The sequence below is a fragment of the Streptomyces sp. NBC_01410 genome (assembly GCF_045040195.1).
GTDB lineage: Bacteria > Actinomycetota > Actinomycetes > Streptomycetales > Streptomycetaceae > Streptomyces.
Window position 1 is genome coordinate 4,985,968 of the sequence record NZ_CP109530.1, and the last position, 19,296, is coordinate 5,005,263.

Below are 19,296 nucleotides of genomic sequence, written 5' to 3' on the forward strand. Positions count from 1 at the left end.
TCAGAGCAGGGTGGTGGTGAAGGCGGCCCAGGTGGCGGGGGTGAGGGTGAGCATGGGGCCGTCGGGGTTCTTGGAGTCCCGGATGTGGACGGCGGCGGGGTGTGCGGCGACCTCGACGCAGGCCCCGCCTTCGCTGCCGCTGTACGTGGACTTGCGCCAGTCGTACGCGACTTCGAGGCAGGCGCCGCCCTCCTCGCCGCTGTAGCTGGACTTGAACCACTCAAGTGCCGTGCTCATTGGTCTCCTAGCAGCGTGTCCAACAGGCCCTTCGTATCCTCGGGGTTGAGGGCCTGCGTTCGCAGCATCGCATACTTCTGCGCCAGGATGCTGACCTCGTCGGGGTCGGAGATCAGTTGGCTGCCGCGCTGGGTCTCCGTGTAGGCGAGGTGCTGATGGTCCGGCGTTTCCAGAAGGATGAACGGGCCGGTGAGCCCGGCATGCGTCTCGCGGCCGAGCGGCATGACTTGGATCGTGACGCCCGGAAGATCGGCACACGTGCGGAGGTTCCGCAGCGCCTCGCGGTACACCGCAACGCCACCGAGGCGATCCCGCAAGATCGCCTCGGAAAGGATGAAGCTCAAGTTCGGCGGCGCCATGCGGCGCAAGATCTCCTGGCGTTCCAGCCGGGCCGCCACCTGGGCATTGATCTCCTCCTCCCTAAAGGACGGGATCCTGGTGCGGAAGACCGCGCGGGCGTAGCTCTCCGTCTGGAGCAGACCCGGTAACACCTGGTTCTCGAACCAGGAAAGCGCGATCGCCTCGGCCTCGATGTCCATGTACTGCTCCGCCCACGCCGGGATCAGATCGATCTCCGGCATGTTGTCCACCGCCGTCTCCAGCGCCCCCTTCGTATCCAGGATCCTGTCCAGCGCACTCGCCAGGTCAGGTTTCAGCGGGCGGCGGCCCTGCTCCAACGACGCGATCGTCTCCTCGTGCAAGGAGACCCGCTCGGCCAGTTCGCGTTGTGTGAGCCCGGCGAAGACCCGGAACCGGCCCACCAGCGCGCCCACGAGCTTCATCGCCGACGCGTTCTTCCGCTGCCGCTTTCTGGGGTGCATACACGTCCAACTCCCCACCCATGTCCGTACGTCACGCACTTCGGGCCCGTACGAAATTCTCGTACGGGCTCGCGTACTGCACCACCGTAGTCACAGTCAGTGACGCTCGTCTCATGGACGACCTGATTCAACAGCCCTGTCTGCGCGAGCAGTTCTACCGACGTGAGCGGCGATCCGTTCCCGCGGCCAGGGAGTTCGTACGCACGGCCGTGACCGACTGGGGGCTCGGCGCGCGTATGGACGACGTACTGCTCTGTGTGAGCGAGCTGACCACCAACGCCCTCGTGCACGGCGTGCCGCCCGGGCGGGGCTACCGGCTGAAGCTGTGGCTCTACGGGGACGAGGGCGGGGCATTGCGCGTCGAGGTGCACGACAGTGGCGGCGGGCTGCCGGCGGTACGGGAGCCGGGCGAGGAGTCGGGGCGGGGTCTGTTGCTCGTGGCCGCGCTCGCCGACAAGTGGGGGGTCGGCGAGCGCGATCCGGGGAAGATCGTGTGGTGCGAGTTCGCCGTCGGCGCTTGAGCGTAATAAGTCGGGTACGCACCATTCGGTCAGTGATGTGGTGATCACGGGCCCGGCGGCGCACTCTGGAGGTACCGCTGGAGGTGATCCGCCATGCAGACACTCGTCGGATGGCACGTTGAGATGGAATTCCAGGAGGAAGGCGACCGGACCAGGGCGGCCGCCATGGTGAGACTGAGCGACGGCACGGAAATCCGCGGCCACGGTAATGCCCAGCGTCACCACTCCGACCCGGAACAGCTCCGGGTCGGCGAGGAGATCTCGGGCGCGCGGGCGCTCATGGACATCGCCTCGCAACTGCTGCAGAAGGCTCATGTGGAGATCGACGAAGCCTCGGGCAGGATGTCGCACCCCCTGAGGTGACCGGAATGCGGTGACAGCCCCCCGCCGGGGAACCGGTGGGGGGCTGTCGCGTGGCGTGCGTCAGTACGCGGTGCGGGTCAGTACATGAGCGCGTCGGACATGCTGGTCTGCCAGTAACTGACGGCCACCGAGTCGTCGGTGTACGTGTTCGCGGGGAAATTGAGCACGTGGGGGCTCCCGATGGAGCCGGAACCGTTGCGCGGGGCGAAGAGGACTCCGAGAGTCTTTGCCGTACGCCCGTTCTCGCCGCTGCCGTCGGCAGCGGACAGGAGGATCGACGCGTACCCGGACTGTCCGGGGGAGAGCGTGACGACTGCCTGCGGCTTGCTCTCGTCCATGATCCGGGTGACGGCCTGGCCCTCGTCGATGCGAAGCAACGGGGCGTGGTAGGCGTTGCACGCCTTGGAGCCGGTGTTGGTGACGGTGAGCAGCAGATGGTTGATGGGGCGGCTCACCTTGGTGACGGTGACCTTGGTGTTCGCGTCGGTGCAGGCGGTGGTAACGGGGCCGGTGTCAGTGCCGGTGCCACCGCCGGTCTTGCCCTTGCCCGCGGAGGTGGGCTTGGTGCCCGTCGTGGGCTGCTTGGCCGTGTCCGCGGCCGGGGTCTTGGCGTCGGTCGTGGGCCCGGTCGTGTCGGCCGCGGGGGCGCTCGTGGTCGGGGCCGACGCGCTGGGCTTCTTTGCGTCGTCGTCGGCGGACTGGCACGCGGTCAGTGAGAGGGCGGCCAGCAGAGCGGTGGCGGCTACGGCGGTGTTGCGCATGGTGTTCGGTTCTCCCCGTGGTCGGTCTGTTGGGTCAGTAGCGGCAGATGAGGGCCGTGACGATCGTGGTCGCCGCGATCAGTACGAGTGCCGCCACGACATCAATGAGGCTGTCGCGGATGTGGCTTCGCATTGATCACAGGCTGGGCCTCGGCGGATTCCGGCCGCAACAGGCCCTGAACCATTGGGGATGCTGGAACGGCGGCGCGTACTGTGACCTGGGCGGATTTCATGTCCCTGGAACGGCGATCCGGGACAGTCGGCAGGGCTCACGAGGGGGAACACAGCAGTGGCGACGCCAGAGGCCGAGGAGTTCGCGGCCCTGCTCAGGCAACTCAAGGACCGCTCTGGACGCAGCTACGGCGTGCTGGCGGGCAAGCTCCATGTCAGTACGTCCACGCTGCACCGGTACTGCAACGGCGATGCCGTCCCGACCGACTACGCCCCCGTGGAGCGGCTCGCTCGGTTGTGCGCGGCGACGCCGGACGAGCTGGTGGACCTGCACCGGCGCTGGATTCTGGCGGACGGCGCGCGGAAGCGGGCACGGGCAGATGTTCCAGCGGCTGCGGAGGCCGAGGTTCCGGTCGCTGCCACGGAGCCCGAGGTCGCGCCCGAAGCCGCCGTCGCGCCGCGCGGCCGCGACCGTAACCGGATACGAATCGCCCTTGCCGCGGGGGCCGTTGTCGCCCTCGCCGTGCCCGCCGCTTTCGTCGCCGTGCACGCGGCCGACGGGGACGAGGGCGGGAAGAGGTCGGACGCCGTCTCCGGAGCCAGTGCCCCGCCAGGTACCACCGCACCACGCACCGCACCCTCCAGCGCCTCGCCGAGCGGCAGTCCTTCCCCGAGCACCTCGCCGAGCGGGAGCCCGTCGCCCTCGGCTGCTCCGAACCGCCGGGCCACGCCGCCGGCGACGGGTGGCGTACCGCTGCGGGTGGGCGTCAGCTCGTACAACTGGGACGAGCCCTGCGGTCAGTTCTATGTGCTGGACCAGGCTCCGGATACTGTCCCGCCACAGCCTGCGCCGCAGGACGTCCGCGGCTGGGCCCGTGCGCTGGGGGGTGTCGACGGCGGCAGCATGCGGCTTCAGCTGACAGCGACGGGCAAGACCGCGGACTCCGTGGTGCTGAATGCCGTACACGTACGGGTCGTCGGGCGAAGCGCACCCCTCGACTGGAATGCGTACTCGATGGGAGACGGCTGCGGCAGCGGTGTCACCCCGCAGACCTTCGACGTCGACCTGGACGCGCCGCATCCGCTGGCGAAGCCCGTGGCGGGGCAGCAGGGGGACACCGTGGTGCCCGCCAAGGACTTCCCGTACAAGGTCGCGTCCAACGATCCGCAGGTGCTCAACCTCGACCTCCACACCGAGGGACACGACGTCAGCTGGTACCTGGAGCTCGACTGGAGCAGCGGGGACCGGCGGGGCACGGTGCGCGTCGACGACGGCGGGAAGCCGTTCCGTACGAGCGCGATCGAGGGGCGGAAGCAGTACGGGTGGTGGCCGGACAGGAGCGCCTGGGTCGAGCAGCCCGCGTCCTGAGGGTCTCTGAGGGTCGGCCGACCCTCAGAGACCCCGGGAGTCAGAGACGCTCGGGGGTGCGGATGCCGAGGAGCGCCATGCCCTGGTGCAGCGTGCGGGCCGTCATGTCGCAGAACAACAGGCGGTTCTCGGCGACCTCGCGCGCGGGCGCGGGCTTGATGACCGGGCACTGGTCGTAGAACGTCGTGAACAGCGACGCCAGCCGGTAGAGGTACGCGGCCAGCTTGTGCGGCTCGTACGAGCCCGCGACCTCCGCCAGCGTCTCGCCGAACTCGTCGAGGTGCAGACCCAACGCCCGCTCCGCCGCAGCCAGTTCGAGCTCCGGGTTCGCGGCCGGCTTGACCTCGCCCGCCTTCCGGAGGATCGACTGGATACGGGCGTACGCGTACTGCAGGTACACGGACGTGTCGCCGTTCAGCGACACCATCTGGTCCAGGTCGAACTTGTAGTCCCGCGCCGCCGACGTCGACAGGTCGGCGTACTTGATCGCGCCGATGCCCACCTGCGTACCGCGCTCCGCGATCTCCTCCTCGGTGAGCTGCTTCTGGACGTCCTTCTCACGGACGACCGCCGTCGCCCGCTCGATCGCCTCGTCCAGCAGGTCCACCAGCCGTACCGTCTCGCCCTCACGGGTCTTGAACGGCTTGCCGTCCTTGCCGAGCACCGTGCCGAACGCCAGCTGGACGGCCTTGACCTCGTCGTTCAGCCAGCCCGCCCGGCGGGCGGTCTCGAAGACCATCTTGAAGTGCAGGGACTGCCGGGCGTCCACGACGTAGATGAGCGTGTTCGCCTTGAGGTTCTGCACCCGGTCGCGGATGGCGGAGAGATCGGTGGCCGCGTAGCCGTAACCGCCGTTGCTCTTGCGGACGATGAGCGGAGTCGGGTTGCCGTCCGGTCCCTTCACATCGTCAAAGAAGACGCACAGCGCACCCTCCGAGCGGACCGCCACGCCCGACTCCTCCAGGAGGCGGCAGGTCTCGTCGAGCATGTCGTTGTAGCCGGACTCGCCGACGATGTCGGCGTCGTGGATCTCCACGTCCAGCTTGTTGAAGACCGAGTAGAAGTAGATCTTCGACTCGTCGACGAACCGCTGCCAGTGGGCACGCGTCTCGGGGTCCCCGGCCTGCAGGTCCACCACCCGGTTCCGGGCGCGGTCCTTGAACGCCTCGTCGGAGTCGAAGAGCGCGCGCGAAGCCTTGTAGATGCGGTTCAGGGAGGACATGGCCTCCTCGCCGGAGACCTCCTCGGCGCCCTCGTGGTCCAGCTCGTGCGGGTGCTCGATCAGGTACTGGATGAGCATCCCGTACTGGGTGCCCCAGTCGCCGATGTGGTGGCGCCTGATCACCTTCTCGCCCGCGAACTCCAGGATCTGGACCATCGCGTCGCCGATCACCGCGGAGCGCAGGTGGCCGACGTGCATCTCCTTGGCCACGTTCGGCTGGGCGTAGTCGATGACCGTGGTGCCCGGGTTCTGCGCGTACGGGACGCCGAGCCGGTCGTCGGTGGCGCGCGCGGCGAGGGTCTTCACGATCGCCTCGTCGGTGAGCGTGATGTTGAGGAAGCCGGGGCCCGAGACCTCGATCTCCTCGATCAGATCACCGGTGGACAAGCCCCCGACGACCTTGGCCGCCAGCTCGCGCGGGTTGCCCTTCAGCTTCTTGGCGAGCGCCAGGATGCCGTTGGCCTGGAAGTCGGCCCGGTCGCTACGTCGCAGCAGGGGGTCGGCGGAACCGGCCTCCGGCAGAGCTGCCGAGAGGGCGTCCGCGAGGCGCTGCTGCACGGTCGAAGCGAGGGAAGGGACCGAGGCCATGAGCTTCCGTTCTTGTCGAGTCTCGTCGGGAGGTCTATTTCGGTTGTCAAGTGTCCCATGGGGCAGCAACCTGTTTCTCCTCGGATTTCTCCCCGGAATCAGCACGGCGATGAGCAACCTCAGGGGGAGCGGTTCCGTCTGGGACAATGGCGTACGACGCCTGTCGAGAACCCAAGAGAACCCCAAGCATTCAAGGACGTGCCGATCGTGGCTCAGAGCAGCACCGAGACCGACTGGGTCTCCCGTTTCGCGGACGAGGTCATCGCCGAGTCGGAGCGACGTGCGCCTGGCAAACCGGTCGTCGTCGCGTCCGGCCTCTCGCCCTCGGGCCCGATCCACCTGGGCAATCTGCGTGAGGTGATGACCCCGCACCTGGTCGCCGACGAGATCCGGCGGCGCGGCTACGAGGTCCGGCACCTGATCTCCTGGGACGACTACGACCGGTACCGCAAGGTTCCGGCCGGGGTCCCCGGTGTGGACGACTCGTGGGGCGAGCACATCGGCAAGCCGCTGACCTCGGTGCCCGCGCCGGAAGGCTCTCCGCACGCGAACTGGGCCGAGCACTTCAAGGCCGCGATGACCGCGTCCCTGGCCGAGCTGGGCGTCGAGTACGACGGCATCAGCCAGACCGAGCAGTACACCTCCGGTGTGTACCGCGAGCAGATCCTGCACGCGATGAAGAACCGGGCGAAGATCGACGCGATCCTCGACCAGTACCGCACGAAGAAGGCGCCCGCGAAGAAGTCGCAGAAGCCCCTCGACGAGGCGGAGCTGGAGGCGGCGGAGGGATCCGGCGCGGCCGAGGAGGACGACGGCAGCGGCGGGGCGGCGGGCTACTTCCCGTACAAGCCCTACTGCGGGCAGTGCGACAAGGACCTCACGACCGTCACCTCGTACAACGACGAGACCACCGAGCTGACCTACGTCTGCACGGCGTGCGGCTTCGGCGAGACGGTGCGGCTGAGCGAGTTCAACCGCGGCAAGCTGGTCTGGAAGGTCGACTGGCCCATGCGCTGGGCGTACGAAGGCGTGATCTTCGAGCCGAGCGGTGTCGACCACTCCTCGCCCGGGTCGTCGTTCGTCGTCGGCGGGCAGATCGTGCGCGACATCTTCGACGGAGTGCAGCCGATCGGCCCCATGTACGCGTTCGTGGGGATCTCCGGGATGGCGAAGATGTCGTCCTCGCGCGGAGGCGTGCCGACGCCGGCGGACGCGCTGAAGATCATGGAGCCGCAGCTGCTGCGCTGGCTGTACGCGCGCCGCAAGCCGAACCAGTCCTTCAAGATCGCCTTCGACCAGGAGATCCAGCGGCTCTACGACGAGTGGGACAAGCTGGAGAGCAAGGTCGCGGAAGGGAGCGCGCTGGCGGCGGACGCCGCGGCGTACTCGCGCGCGGCGCGCACGGCGGCGGGAGAGCTGCCGCGGACGCCGCGGCCGCTGCCGTATCGCACGCTGGCGTCGGTCGTCGACATCACGGCCGGGCACGACGAGCAGACGATCCGCATCCTGAGCGACCTCGACCCGTCGAACCCGCTGTCCTCGCTCGACGAGGCCCGGCCCCGGCTGGACCGCGCCGAGAACTGGATCACCTCGCAGGTCCCGGCGGAGGCGCGGACGGTCGTGCGCTCCGAGCCCGACACGGAGCTGCTGTCCTCGCTCGACGAGCAGGGCCGCGAGTCGCTGCGGCTGCTCATGGAAGGCTTGGACACGCACTGGTCCCTGGACGGCCTGACGACGCTGGTCTACGGCGTACCGAAGGTGATGGCGGGCCTGGAGCCGGACGCGAAGCCGACGCCGGAGCTGAAGGTGGCGCAGCGGACGTTCTTCGCGCTGCTGTACCGGCTGCTGGTGAGCAGGGAGACGGGGCCGAGGCTGCCGACGCTGCTGCTGGCGGTGGGGGCGGAGCGGGTGCGGAAGCTGCTGGGGGCGTAGGGGGTCGCCTGCGGCGGGGCTGTTCCCCACCCCGCCCCTTCCCGTAACCGGGGGCGCTGCCCCCGGACCCCCGCGCCTCAAACGCCGGCGGGGCTGAAATGTGCGGCCGAGCCGCACATTCAGCCCGTCCGGCGTTTGAGGACATGCGGCCGAAGGTCGCATACGGGGTCCGGGGCGGAGCCCCGTCGGGGGTCTGGGGGCTTGCCCCCAGTTCAGGGAAGGGGCCGGGTGGGGGAAAACTCCCCGCTCAAGCGATGTGCTCCGCCTCGAGCTCCGCCTGGAACCGGTTCTTGAACTCCGGCATCAGCCGCCGCAGCAGCGCCGCGCTCCGCGGGTGCCGCACCCCGTGGCCGTCCGTGAGGTGTATGTCCAGCTGCTCCGCGCTCGGGAACGCGCCGTGCTGGTTCACGTACGCCTGGAAGACCGGATAGGCCAGCTCCCTGAACTCCTCCGTGTCGGCGGGCGGCTCCGGGAACTCCTCCTGGACGGGCTCCGGTGCGGGGCCCTCCACGCGCTGGCCGGGGACCATGCCGCCGAGGGGGCGGGTGCGGCCCGGGCCGGAGGGGACGCGGACGGGGGTGGGCTCCAGGTCCTCCTCCACGTACGTCGGGTTGAAGGCGCTCTCGTACGCTTCCTGGTACGCCTCCTGCGGGACCTGCGGGACCTGCGGGACCTGCGGGACCTGCGGGACCTGCGGGACCTGCGGCGCGGCGAACCACGGGCTTTCGTGGTTGGCGGGGCCCTGCTCGTACTGCTCCTGCTGTTCCTGCTCGTACGGCTGCTCGTATTGTTCGGGCTCGTACTGCTCGGGCTCGGGCTCCTGCGCCCACTCCTGGCCCCGCGGCAGCTGCGGATGCGGCTGTTGCGACTGCGGCGGCGCCGGCGGTATCAGTGCCGGCTCAACGCCCGCCGCGGCCAGCCCCGCCGGGGCCGTCTCGGCGAGCGGCACGCCGTACTTCGCCAGGCGCAGCGGCATGAGTGACTCGACCGGCGCCTTGCGTCTCCAGCCCCGCCCGAAGCGGGCCTGGAGGCGTGCCTGGTAGATCAGCCGGTCCTGCTCCAGCCTGATGACCTGCTCGTAGCTGCGCAGCTCCCACAGCTTCATGCGGCGCCACAGCCTGAACGTGGGGATCGGGGACAGCAGCCAGCGGGTGAGCCGCACGCCCTCCATGTGCTTGTCGGCCGTGATGTCCGCGATCCGGCCCACCGCGTGCCGCGCCGCCTCGACCGAGACGACGAACAGCACCGGGATGACCGCGTGCATGCCGACGCCGAGCGGGTCCGGCCACGAGGCCGCGCCGTTGAAGGCGATCGTCGCGACGGTCAGCAGCCAGGCGGTCTGGCGCAGCAGCGGGAAGGGGATGCGCAGCCAGGTCAGCAGCAGATCGAGGGCGAGCAGTACACAGATGCCCGCGTCGATTCCGATGGGGAAGACGAGGGAGAAGCGGCCGAAGCCCTTGCTCTCGGCGAGCTCGCGCACGGCGGCGTACGAGCCCGCGAATCCGATCGCGGCGATGATGACCGCGCCCGTGACGACGAGCCCGATGAGTATGCGGTGCGTGCGTGTCAGCTGCATCGCGGCCACGCGCGATCCCCTCCCGTATTCGATTCCAGCGGGCACAGCCTGGCACATGCGTACGGAGCCCGCCCCTCCGGGCGACCCTCGTCGGGTGCTACCGCGGGTACGCCCGGGTGGCGGGATCCGTCAACAGGCTCTGGCCGGAACCTACTTGTTGGCGGTGCCCACCGAGGTGACGGCCTCCTTGGCCGCCGCCACAGCACCTTCCATCAGTTCGGAGGAGGACGGGGACTTGGCGCCCGCGTAGCCCGTGCCGTTGTAGGTCAGCGTGATCACGACGTTGTCCACGCGGGTCACGATCGTGGCGTAGGTGAAGTCCTCGCCGGTCTTGGCCAGTTCGTAGCCGACGGCCGTGGCCGCCTCGCCGACGCCGCTCGCGGGCGAGGTCCTGACCTTCTTCGCGCCCTCGGTCGCCTGCGCGTTGGCGACCTCCTTGGCGTAGTTGTCCTCGGCGCGCTTCTTGCCGCTGACGCCGAGCGACTGCTCGGACTCGTAGCGGAGGAAGGAGACGTCGAGCCAGCGGTACTGGGAGCCCTTGATGCCGTTGTCGTCCAGGCCGTTCCAGGAGCAGCTGCCGCGGCTGGTGGTGTCCGAGGACTTTCCGGCCGTGCCCGCCTTGGCCTTCGTCTTCGGGACCAGCTTCGCGATCGTCTTGGCGGAGATCGACTTGCACGGCTCGGGGAGCTTGGCGTACTTCACCGGGGCGACGGCCGCGGGCTTCTGCCCGCCCTGCGAGGTGGCGGAGGAGGACGAGTCCGTGCCCGAGTCCTTCTTGCTGTCGGAGTCCGAGAGCGAGGAGCAGCCGGCGACGACGAGCATCACCGGGACGGCGGCACAGGCGAGAATGCGGGCGAGTCGCGGGGCTGAACGGTGCATGGTTCCTTCAGTCGATGTCAGTCGATGTCGGTCGACAGTCGTACGGTCGGTCCGGTCGGCCAGGCCACGGTACGCGGACCCGGCCCTTCCGTGGGACTGTCTCCCGATACGTACGCCACATCGCAACCCGTCCGCGGGGAGGGTCAGCCGCTGAACTCCTCGGCGAGCTTGCGGGCCAGACTCCGGGCCTTGTCCTGCAGTTCCTTGCCGTCCGGGACCTCTGTCGTACGGGCGGCCTGCTCGCCGTAGACGATGGTCACGATCACGTTGGATGTGCGGAAGACCACGCTGACGGTGCGGCGCTGGGCGGTGGATCCGGCCCCGGCTCCGGTGAGGACGTCGTCGAGGAAGGCGGCGTCGCCGAGGTCGTCGAGGACACGGGGCTGCAGGCCGTCGGTGGTGCCGGTCGAGGTTCCGCTGGGGGTGCCGCTCGGGGTTCCCGAGGGCGTGCCGGACGGGGTGCCCGTCGCAGGCTTCGAGGTCGAGGGGGTGGGGGGCGGGGACACCTGGGCCCGCTTGTCGTCGGCGTCGGTGGCGGCGCTGCTCGCGGGGATCGGCAGGTCGGCCGCGTCCTGCTTCGTGGCGAAGACCTCCTGCGCCCGGTCGTCGTCGCTCACCGCCCCGTCGTACGAGACGACACGCTCGAAGTCGAGGCTGAGGTGGTGGGAGGCGTCCGGGGAGTCGGCCTTCCAGCTGCAGCCGACCCGGCGGTCCGTGTCATAGGTGACGGTGGACGTGCCGCGGAAGATCTTCTGCCGCTGCTCCTCGGGCAGCTCGGCGGTGCCGGGCAGCAGGTCCTTGAGCGTGGAGCCCGGGACGGAGCCGCAGGGCTCACGCAGGGTGCGGTACTTGCCGGGCTGGGCGACGGAGGACGTGCCTTTGCCGGCCTTGGAGTCGATGGCGGAGCCGTCGGTGCCGCTGTCGGCGGTGCAGCCGGCGAGGAGCGCCGCGAGGAGCGCCGCGAGGCCGGGTACGTACGCCTTTCGTTGCACGGTCCCAGGCTCCCTTCGAGAGGAAAAACGGTTGCCGCGCGAGAGCGGCCGATGAACACAATGTCTATCGCACGCACAGCCGTGGATGCCGGTCCGTTGAGTCATATGCGGGCTTAGGCCCCGGCTTTTGCGCTTTAGACTTTTCATGGTGTTTCGGGGGAATTGAGGAAGTATGTCGTACGTAGAGGTGCCGGGTGCGAAGGTCCCCATCCGGATGTGGGCGGATCCTTCGACGGTCGAGAGCGGCGCGATGCAGCAGCTCCGGAACGTCGCCACGCTGCCCTGGATCAAGGGCCTCGCCGTGATGCCGGACGTCCACTACGGCAAGGGCGCGACGGTCGGCTCGGTGATCGCGATGCACGGAGCGGTCTGCCCGGCGGCGGTGGGTGTCGACATCGGCTGCGGTATGTCGGCGGTGAAGACCTCGCTGACCGCGAACGACCTGCCCGGAGATCTTTCCAGGCTGCGCTCCAAGATCGAGCAGGCGATCCCGGTCGGCCGGGGGATGCACGACGACCCGGTCGACCCGGGACAGCTGCACGGCTTCCCGGCGGCGGGCTGGGACAACTTCTGGGCGCGGTTCGACGGGGTGGCCGAAGCGGTCAAGTTCCGCCAGGAGCGTGCGACGAAGCAGATGGGAACGCTCGGTTCCGGAAACCACTTCGTCGAGTTCTGCCTGGACGAGTCCGGCGCGGTCTGGCTGATGCTGCACTCCGGATCCCGGAACATCGGCAAGGAGCTCGCGGACTTCCACATCAGCGAGGCCCAGAAACTGCCCCACAACCAGGGCCTGATCGACCGCGACCTGGCGGTGTTCATCGCGGACACCCCGCAGATGGCCGCGTACCGGAACGACCTCTTCTGGGCGCAGGAGTACGCGAAGTACAACCGCGCGATCATGATGTCGCTCTTCCAGGACGTGGTCCGCAAGGAGTTCAAGAAGGCGAAGGTGACCTTCGAGCCGGTGATCTCCTGCCAGCAGGAAGATGCCGAAGGTCAGATGAGGACCGTCGAGTACCGCCCTGGTGTGATCAGCTGCCATCACAACTATGTCAGTGAAGAGCGGTACGAGGGGATGGATCTGCTGGTTACCCGCAAGGGTGCGATCAGTGCGGGCTCGGGGGAGTGGGGGATCATCCCCGGCTCGATGGGCACGGGCTCGTACATTGTCCGCGGCCTGGGTAACCCGGCGTCGTTCAACTCGGCTTCGCACGGGGCGGGCCGGAAGATGAGCCGGAACGCTGCGAAGCGGCGGTTCACAACGAAGGACCTGGAGGAGCAGACGCGGGGTGTGGAGTGCCGTAAGGACTCCGGCGTCGTGGATGAGATCCCGGGTGCGTACAAGCCGATCGAGAAGGTGATGGAGCAGCAGCGGGACCTCGTGCAGGTCGTCGCGAAGCTCAAGCAGGTCATCTGTGTCAAGGGCTGAGGAACAGCACACCACCTGATCGACAAGCCCCGGACTGATAGCAGTCCGGGGCCTTCCGCTCGTTGGGGTGTCTGTAAGCCGCCACCTGACCATGCAGGACATCAAGGCCGCCCCGGCTCCGGACCTGGTCGGGCGGGACTTCACCGCCGCACGGCCCGGCACGAAGCTGGTCGGGGACATCACGTATCTGGCGACGGTCGAGGGCTGGTGGTTCCTGGCCACGGTGATCGACCTGGCGACCCGCGAAGTCATCGGGTACGCGATGGCCGAGCACCACCGCGCCGAGCTGGTCACCGACGACCTGCGCATGGCCGCCGGCCGGGGCGCGCTCCAGGCCGACTGCATCATGCACACCGACCGCGGCAGCGAGTATACGAGCGGTGAATTCCGTGCTCTGGTAAGGGAGTTGGATCAGAGGCAGAGCATGGGAAGAACTGGCATATGCTAACGCCGCAGCGGAGAGCTTCTTCGGACTGCTGAAAGCGGAGATCGGCACCACCCTCTGGGAGAGCCGCGACGCGGCCCGCGCCGACGTCTTCCGCTTCATCGAGGTCGAGTACAACCGCACCACGCTCCGCAGACACCCCGAGTTCGGGTACCTCACCCCCCTCGAAACCCGGACCAGGCTGCAGCACGACTTCACCCCCCGCAGCGTAAGAACACGCTGTCCAAGATCAGGGGGGAACTTCACGGCCTGTGATCGGGTGGGCCCCTGCTGAGGGCGCGTGAGTGTCGAGACCATCGCCTAGTCGAGACGGAAAGTGAGTCGACGCCAGCATGACAGCCGAGGTGAGAGGGGAACTCGTCGGCGGATTTCCCGGCCGGGCGCGAGAAGTCGCGATCCTGCGCGCGGTGCTGGCGGGCGAAGGCGGCACCGGGTGCGTCGCGGTCACCGGTGAACCGGGGATCGGCAAGAGCCGGCTGCTGAGGGAGCTGGGGAAGCTCGCGAATACAGCAGGATGGACGGTCCGCAGCGCACGCGCGGCGGAGTTCGAGTCCCACATCCCGTTCGGTGTGTTCGTCAACGCGCTCGACGACCAGCTCGCCGAGCTGGGCCCGGAGCGTCTCGCCGCCCTCGGGCAACAGCAGCTCGCACTTCTCGCGACCGTGTTCCGGGCGATTCCCGCCGCCGGCCCCGCCGACCTGGTCGACGCGGAGCGGTACCGGCTGCACCGCGCGGTTCGGGCGTTGCTGGAACTGGTCGCCGAGCCGTCCGGGCTGGTGCTCGTCTTCGACGATCTGCACTGGGCGGACGAGGGTTCGGTCGAGCTGCTCGACCACCTTTTGCGCCACCCGCCCCAGGCGCGGCTGGTCTTGGCATTGGCGGGCAGGCCCCGGCAGACGTCGCTGCGGCTGTGGCACGCGCTGTCCCGCGCCGCGACCGACGGAGGGGCCGAGCTGCTGGAACTCGCGCCGCTGAGCCAAGCCGATGCCGGCCACCTCATGCCGGAAGGTCTGGGCCGTTCCCGGCGGGAAGAGCTTTACCAGGCCAGTGGCGGAAACCCGTTCTACCTGGAAGCCCTGGTGCGGGCTGGTGAGCGGGGTATCGCCGTCGGTGATACGGCGCTCCACCCCGACGGGGCGATCCCGGTGGCGGTCCACGCGGTGCTCGCCGCCGAGTTGGCCGCGCTGACCCCGCAAGAGCGGGTCGTCGCACACGCCGCCGCGGTCGTGGGTGACGACTTCGAGGCTGATTCGCTCGCCGAAACGGCGGCAATAGACGCCGGGTCCGTTCTCGCCGCGCTCGACCGGCTCGCCGACCGTGACCTGGTGCGGCTGGACGGCGCGACCGGCCGGTTCCGGTACCGGCATCCGCTGGTGCGCAGCGTCGCCTACCAGGACGCCGGTCCTGGCTGGCGGCTTCAGGCACACGGCCGGGCCGCGTCGGCACTCCGGAGCCGGGGCGCGCCGCCGGCCGAGTTCGCCCGGCACGTGGAGCGATCCGCCGTCCGCGGTGACCTCGAGGCGGTCGCGGCGCTCACCGAGGCCGCCGAGGCGACGATGCACACCACGCCGGCGACCGCCGGGCACTTCCTGCGGGCGGCCATCCGGTTGCTCCCCGACTCGGAGTCGGCCACGCCGCAGCGCCTGATCCTGCTCGGCCGGCTGGCGCACGTACTCGGCGCCACGGGCGACCTGCGGCAGGCCAGGGAAACCATGCACGAGGTGCTGCGGCTCCTGCCTGCCGAACTCACCCAGATCCGGGCACAGACAGCGCGGGCCTGTGCGACGGTGGAGCAGATTCTCGGGCGCTACACCGAGGCCAGGGCGATGCTGCACAGCGAGTGGAAACGCGTCGAAGGTGTTGACGCCCACTCGGCGGCCGTCCTGCTCGTCGCGCTCGTTGCCGGTGAAAGTGTCGAGCGCGAGCACGCACAGGACCGGGTGGCCGAGGCGATCGCCGCCGCGCGGGAAGTCGGGGATCCGATGCTGCTGGCGACGGCGTTGTCGGCTGCAACGCTCATCGACCGGCGGGCGGACCGGCTGGACGAGGCGGCCGCACTCCTGGACGCGCTGCCCGACAGCGACCTGGTCCGCGACATCGATGCGGCGTTCTGGCTGAGCTGGTCGGAAGTCTCCGCCGATCGGCTCATGGCGGCGAGCCGGCACATGAGCCGTGGCCTGCAACTGGCTCGCGCGAGCAGGCAGTCCCACAAGATCGCGCTGCTGACCGCGATCCGCGGCATGGTGCATGCCTACCTCGGCGAGCTGGCGGCGGCGACGACCTGCTTCGACGACAGCCTGGAGTCGGCGGAACTGACAGGCAGCGAGGAGCTGCGCGTCATGGCGTTGACCTTCGGGTGCTGGATCACCACCTGGCGCGGCGACCTGGCCGAGGCGATCCGCCTGGGTAAGGAGGCCATCGTCGTCGACGACCAGGCGACGGCCATGAGTTCCTGGCGCAGTGGCCAGGCCGAGGCGATGCTGGCGCAGGCGATGTTGCACTCGGGTGATCCGCACGCTTGCATCGAGCTGCTGCTCACCAGTGGCGGTGGGACCGAGCTGCCCGCGGTGGGCCTCCGCACCAGGCCATTGGTGTACCTGATGCTCACGGAGGCGGAGGTCGCGGCCGGCCGGGTTGCCGCGGCCGCAGCATGGGCCGACCGAGCGGAGGACGCTGCCGGCCAGCTCGAGCTTCCGCTGCGCACCGCCATGGCACAGCAAGCCCGCGCGATCGCCACGCTGCCAACGGATCCGGCGGCAGCCGCACCGCTCGCTGTCGCCGCTGCCGGCACGTTCGGCCGGATCGGGGCGGCTGTGGAGGCCGGGCGGGCGCACTTGCTCGCCGCGACGGCGTTCGGCGGCAGCGGGGCGATCGACCAGGCCCGTGCGCACCTCGTGTCCGCCCGTGCGTTGTTCACCCGGTGTGACGCGCAACTGTTCCTGCCTCAGGTCGCGCGCGAGGAGCGGCGCCTGAACGCGCGCGGCCCCCGGCCCGAAAGCGGCGCCGAGCGGTTCGACTTGACCGCCCGTGAGGTCGAGATCGTCAACCTGGTCTCGGACGGCCTGACCAACCGGGACATCGGCCTCCGGCTGCATCTGAGTCCCAAGACCGTCGAAGTCCACCTGGGCCGGGCCTACGCGAAGGTCGGCGTCTCCGGTCGTGCTGCTCTGGCCGGCGTGTGGGCCGCCTCGGCGCGTGATTGAGGACGCCACGGCAGCCAACAACTCAGTTGCCGAGGCCGCGTACGTACAGGTTGAACTTCCGGCTGGTGCCGTCACCGCCCAGGTTCGTCGCGCTGGTCGTGAAAGCGACGTGGTGGCCGTCGGCCGAAATCGAGGGGCTGTAGCTGTACCCATCGCTCTGAGAGCCGTCATTGGCGACGCTGACCCTGGTCGTGGTGGCGGTCACCCGGTCTCGCACGTACACGTCCCAGCTTGAGTTGGTGTCGCCGGTCACTAGCTTGTCCTCGCCGGACACGAACGCGATGTAGCGGCCGTCGGCGGAGAGTGTCGTCCGCTCCTGGCCGGGGGTTCCGCTGTCGCTCAGGCCATTGGGGCCAAGGTTCACCTGCGTCGTCGTCCGGGTAACCCGGTCGTACAGGAAGATGTCGGTGTCGTTCCGACCGCCGGTGTCGCCCGCCACCAGATTCGACGCCGTGGATTCGAACGCGACGTAGCGGCCGTCGGCCGAGATGGTCGCCGTGCGACTGGCGGAATTGCCTTCGTTGCCGTCGGGACCGACGCTGATCCGGTCGGTGTACCCGGTCAGCCGATCGTGCACGAACACGTCGTCCGCGTGGTTGTTGTCGGGGAACAGGGACAGTGTCTTCGCCCCGGAGGAGAAAGCGACGTAGCGCCCGTCTGCCGAAATCGACGGCAGTTGGCTGATGTCGTCGCCCTGGCGACCGTTCGAATCGACGCTGACCCTGGTGGTCTCACCGGTCTGCCGGTCCCGCACGAAGACGTCGTGGATGTCGTTGGTGTCGCCGAACACCAGGTTCGACGCGGGAGAGTCGAACGCGACGAACCGGCCGTCGGCGGAGATCGACGGATCGAAACTCTCACTGTCGCTCTGCTCGCCGTGCCTGCCGACGCTGACCCTGGTCGTCTCACCGGTCTGCAGGTCGTGCACGAAAATGTCGCGGTAGCGGTTGGTGTCACCGGCCACCAGGTTCGTCGCGAAGGACTCGAACGCGACGTAGCGGCCGTCGGCGGAGATCGACGGATTCCGGCTCACGTTGTTGGCCTGGTTGCCCGCGGAGTCGACGCTGACCCTGGTGATGACGCCGGTCTGCCGGTCGCGGACGAACACGTCGTCCGCTCGGTTGGTGTCGCCAGCCACCAGATCCCTTGCCAGCGAAGTGAAAGCCACGTAGCGGCCGTCGGCGGAGATCGACGGCCCGCTGGCGGAGTTGCTGATCGGTGCCGTGCCGGCCGGCTTCGGTTCGGCATCCGTGGCATGCGCGACGCCGCCCGATAGCAGCGCCGCGACGATTCCCGACGCGAGCACTGCGCGCCCTGCGTTGCGGATTACGGAGAGACGTCTCATGGGTGTCCTTCTGTTCGGTTCGCCGCCACGGCAGCCAATTGCCTTGATCAGCGTTCCGTGTCGGACCGGCCGAAGCATGAGGGAACCCCCTACACCTCCGGCGTCGCGTTCTGCGCGGCGCGTGGCCGTCGCGAACTCGTCCATCAGAGCAGGTCAGTTGTAGTCAGCAGGAGGATGCCGAAGGTCAGATGAGGACCGTCGAGTACCGCCCTGGTGTGATCAGCTGCCATCACAACTATGTCAGTGAAGAGCGGTACGAGGGGATGGATCTGCTGGTCACGCGTAAGGGTGCGATCAGTGCGGGCTCGGGGGAGTGGGGGATCATCCCGGGTTCGATGGGTACTGGCTCGTACATCGTGCGTGGTCTGGGTAACCCGGCGTCGTTCAATTCGGCTTCGCACGGGGCGGGTCGGAAGATGAGCCGGAATGCTGCGAAGCGGCGGTTCTCGACGAAAGACCTGGAGGAGCAGACGTGGGGTGTGGAGTGCCGTAAGGACTCGGGCGTTGTGGATGAGATCCCGGGTGCGTACAAGCCGATCGAGAAGGTGATGGAGCAGCAGCGGGACCTTGTGCAGGTGGTCGCGAAGCTCAAGCAGGTCATCTGCGTGAAGGGCTGAGGGCGCTTACCGTCGAGGGGCCGCGGACTCCGCACACTGTGCGACGTCTGCGGTCCCTCCTCGCTGAACTGACCGTCCGGCAGGGAGTTTTCGCGTGGGTACCGATATCAATGGGTTCATCGAGTGCCGAGCGTGGCACCTCCATGAGGAAGAGGAAGACGCGGTTTGGCGCGCCGTCATCGACCTGTTCTTCCTCAACATCACCCGTAACTATGACGCGTTCGGTTGCCTGTTCGGGATGCGTAACTACGCCAACTTCCGACCGTCGGCTGGCGAGCGCGGCCGACCCGTCGATGCGTCGGAGACGGTTCGTACCGAACTGGATGGTCTCGCCCAATGGCCCGATCAGGCATTCGGCACTACCTGGATCACCTGGACCGAGCTGAAGGCGGTCGACTGGGATGAGCCGGCGGAACTGCCGGACAGCCGTATCCACCAGTACCGGCAGACCTCGGACGGGCTCAAGCTCGTAGGGAAGGCGTCCTGGGACGCGAGGTTCGCGCAGGCGCTCAACCTGCCGCAGCGACCTTCCGACCCGCCACCGACGTGGCCCGACGGAAGGGAATGGCTCATCGGCGACACGCTCTACAGGTCCGAGACGCTCCGTCGGCGGGACGCTGTGCGCGAGGACGGTGAGTGGAAGCCGGTCTGGACCGTGATGGAATCGCTCGCTTCGCAGCACGGCGACGACAATGTTCGACTCGTCGTCTGGTTCGACAACTGAGTCGACCTGCCGGGGGCAACGCACGGCCCCTAAATGAGATCCCGGGTGCGTACAAGCCGATCGAGCAGGTGACGGGCGCGCCAGTGACTTGTGAAATCACT

17 protein-coding genes and 1 pseudogene are annotated in these 19,296 nt (G+C 68.7%); 10 read left to right on the forward strand and 8 right to left on the reverse strand.

Annotation, left to right across the window (positions count from 1 at the left end; translation table 11 throughout):
- Together OG741_RS22955 and OG741_RS22960 are read right to left on the reverse strand one after the other, a co-directional pair.
- A complete protein-coding gene (locus OG741_RS22955) occupies positions 1 to 237 on the reverse strand; it encodes a DUF397 domain-containing protein (protein WP_405600727.1) in 237 nt (78 codons plus the stop codon).
- A complete protein-coding gene (locus OG741_RS22960) occupies positions 234 to 1,058 on the reverse strand; it encodes a Scr1 family TA system antitoxin-like transcriptional regulator (RefSeq protein ID WP_405600730.1) in 825 nt (274 codons plus the stop codon). The genes OG741_RS22955 and OG741_RS22960 overlap by 4 nt, the downstream gene beginning before the upstream one ends.
- 113 nt (positions 1,059 to 1,171) lie before the next feature.
- Here OG741_RS22960 and OG741_RS22965 point away from each other — a divergent pair, with 113 nt between their 5' ends.
- On the forward strand, positions 1,172 to 1,579 hold the full coding sequence (locus OG741_RS22965) for an ATP-binding protein (protein ID WP_405600732.1): 408 nt from the start codon (positions 1,172 to 1,174) through the stop codon (positions 1,577 to 1,579).
- 93 nt (positions 1,580 to 1,672) lie between these two features.
- Positions 1,673 to 1,942: a DUF1876 domain-containing protein gene (locus tag OG741_RS22970; RefSeq protein ID WP_328671805.1), complete on the forward strand. Its 270-nt coding sequence runs from the start codon at positions 1,673 to 1,675 to the stop codon at positions 1,940 to 1,942.
- A gap of 77 nt (positions 1,943 to 2,019) precedes the next feature.
- Here the strand turns inward: OG741_RS22970 and OG741_RS22975 are convergent, their stop codons facing one another.
- Complete coding sequence (locus OG741_RS22975) at positions 2,020 to 2,703, reverse strand: DUF4232 domain-containing protein (RefSeq protein WP_405600735.1); 684 nt, start codon at positions 2,701 to 2,703, stop codon at positions 2,020 to 2,022.
- Positions 2,704 to 2,992: 289 nt separating this feature from the next.
- Here OG741_RS22975 and OG741_RS22980 point away from each other — a divergent pair, with 289 nt between their 5' ends.
- Positions 2,993 to 4,243: a helix-turn-helix domain-containing protein gene (locus tag OG741_RS22980; protein WP_405600738.1), complete on the forward strand. Its 1,251-nt coding sequence runs from the start codon at positions 2,993 to 2,995 to the stop codon at positions 4,241 to 4,243.
- Positions 4,244 to 4,283: 40 nt separating this feature from the next.
- Here OG741_RS22980 and argS read toward each other — a convergent pair whose 3' ends face one another.
- Positions 4,284 to 6,053 (reverse strand): arginine--tRNA ligase, encoded by a 1,770-nt coding sequence (argS, locus tag OG741_RS22985; protein WP_405600741.1) that lies wholly within the window; start codon positions 6,051 to 6,053, stop codon positions 4,284 to 4,286.
- 198 nt (positions 6,054 to 6,251) lie between these two features.
- Between argS and lysS the strand changes: the two genes are divergently transcribed.
- Positions 6,252 to 7,985, forward strand: a complete 1,734-nt coding sequence (gene lysS / locus OG741_RS22990; protein WP_405600742.1) for a lysine--tRNA ligase — start codon at positions 6,252 to 6,254, stop codon at positions 7,983 to 7,985.
- Positions 7,986 to 8,232: 247 nt separating this feature from the next.
- Here lysS and OG741_RS22995 read toward each other — a convergent pair whose 3' ends face one another.
- From OG741_RS22995 to OG741_RS23005, 3 genes are all read right to left on the reverse strand, one after another.
- On the reverse strand, positions 8,233 to 9,570 hold the full coding sequence (locus OG741_RS22995) for a DUF2637 domain-containing protein (protein WP_405600744.1): 1,338 nt from the start codon (positions 9,568 to 9,570) through the stop codon (positions 8,233 to 8,235).
- Positions 9,571 to 9,711: 141 nt separating this feature from the next.
- Complete coding sequence (locus tag OG741_RS23000; RefSeq protein WP_405600746.1) at positions 9,712 to 10,440, reverse strand: DUF3558 domain-containing protein; 729 nt, start codon at positions 10,438 to 10,440, stop codon at positions 9,712 to 9,714.
- Between the two features lie 143 nt (positions 10,441 to 10,583).
- Positions 10,584 to 11,432, reverse strand: coding sequence for a DUF3558 domain-containing protein (locus OG741_RS23005; RefSeq protein WP_405600749.1), 849 nt, complete (start codon positions 11,430 to 11,432; stop codon positions 10,584 to 10,586).
- Between the two features lie 172 nt (positions 11,433 to 11,604).
- Here OG741_RS23005 and OG741_RS23010 point away from each other — a divergent pair, with 172 nt between their 5' ends.
- The 4 genes from OG741_RS23010 to OG741_RS23025 all read left to right on the forward strand — a co-directional run bounded on the left by OG741_RS23010 (position 11,605) and on the right by OG741_RS23025 (position 16,509).
- A complete protein-coding gene (locus tag OG741_RS23010; RefSeq protein ID WP_405600751.1) occupies positions 11,605 to 12,861 on the forward strand; it encodes an RtcB family protein in 1,257 nt (418 codons plus the stop codon).
- Between the two features lie 67 nt (positions 12,862 to 12,928).
- A complete protein-coding gene (locus OG741_RS23015; RefSeq protein ID WP_405600754.1) occupies positions 12,929 to 13,309 on the forward strand; it encodes a DDE-type integrase/transposase/recombinase in 381 nt (126 codons plus the stop codon).
- Positions 13,296 to 13,580 carry an IS3 family transposase gene (locus OG741_RS23020; RefSeq protein ID WP_405605722.1) on the forward strand — a complete coding sequence of 95 codons (285 nt, stop codon included), beginning with the start codon at positions 13,296 to 13,298 and terminating at the stop codon, positions 13,578 to 13,580. Before OG741_RS23015 ends, OG741_RS23020 begins: the two co-directional genes overlap by 14 nt.
- 58 nt (positions 13,581 to 13,638) lie before the next feature.
- Positions 13,639 to 16,509 carry an AAA family ATPase gene (locus tag OG741_RS23025; RefSeq protein ID WP_405600756.1) on the forward strand — a complete coding sequence of 957 codons (2,871 nt, stop codon included), beginning with the start codon at positions 13,639 to 13,641 and terminating at the stop codon, positions 16,507 to 16,509.
- 22 nt (positions 16,510 to 16,531) lie between these two features.
- On the opposite strand, the gene OG741_RS23030 is transcribed toward OG741_RS23025, so the two are convergent.
- A complete protein-coding gene (locus OG741_RS23030) occupies positions 16,532 to 17,998 on the reverse strand; it encodes a TolB family protein (RefSeq protein ID WP_405600759.1) in 1,467 nt (488 codons plus the stop codon).
- A gap of 53 nt (positions 17,999 to 18,051) precedes the next feature.
- Here OG741_RS23030 and OG741_RS23035 point away from each other — a divergent pair.
- Together OG741_RS23035 and OG741_RS23040 are read left to right on the forward strand one after the other, a co-directional pair.
- Positions 18,052 to 18,471 (forward strand): annotated as a pseudogene (locus OG741_RS23035) (RtcB family protein); the annotation flags it as partial.
- A gap of 94 nt (positions 18,472 to 18,565) precedes the next feature.
- Positions 18,566 to 19,195 carry a hypothetical protein gene (locus tag OG741_RS23040; RefSeq protein WP_405600761.1) on the forward strand — a complete coding sequence of 210 codons (630 nt, stop codon included), beginning with the start codon at positions 18,566 to 18,568 and terminating at the stop codon, positions 19,193 to 19,195.
- The last annotated feature ends 101 nt before the right edge of the window (positions 19,196 to 19,296 follow it).

Excerpts from the sequence above, each read along its gene's own strand:
- OG741_RS22965 (WP_405600732.1), top strand. The coding sequence starts at position 1,172 with ATGGACGACCTGATTCAACAGCCCTGTCTGCGCGAGCAGTTCTACCGA.
- argS (WP_405600741.1), bottom strand. The coding sequence starts at position 6,053 with ATGGCCTCGGTCCCTTCCCTCGCTTCGACCGTGCAGCAGCGCCTCGCG.
- OG741_RS23025 (WP_405600756.1), top strand. The coding sequence starts at position 13,639 with ATGACAGCCGAGGTGAGAGGGGAACTCGTCGGCGGATTTCCCGGCCGG.
- OG741_RS22970 (WP_328671805.1), top strand. The coding sequence starts at position 1,673 with ATGCAGACACTCGTCGGATGGCACGTTGAGATGGAATTCCAGGAGGAA.
- OG741_RS23000 (WP_405600746.1), bottom strand. The coding sequence starts at position 10,440 with ATGCACCGTTCAGCCCCGCGACTCGCCCGCATTCTCGCCTGTGCCGCC.
- OG741_RS23030 (WP_405600759.1), bottom strand. The coding sequence starts at position 17,998 with ATGGACGAGTTCGCGACGGCCACGCGCCGCGCAGAACGCGACGCCGGA.
- OG741_RS23010 (WP_405600751.1), top strand. The coding sequence starts at position 11,605 with ATGTCGTACGTAGAGGTGCCGGGTGCGAAGGTCCCCATCCGGATGTGG.
- OG741_RS22955 (WP_405600727.1), bottom strand. The coding sequence starts at position 237 with ATGAGCACGGCACTTGAGTGGTTCAAGTCCAGCTACAGCGGCGAGGAG.
- OG741_RS22960 (WP_405600730.1), bottom strand. The coding sequence starts at position 1,058 with ATGCACCCCAGAAAGCGGCAGCGGAAGAACGCGTCGGCGATGAAGCTC.
- OG741_RS22975 (WP_405600735.1), bottom strand. The coding sequence starts at position 2,703 with ATGCGCAACACCGCCGTAGCCGCCACCGCTCTGCTGGCCGCCCTCTCA.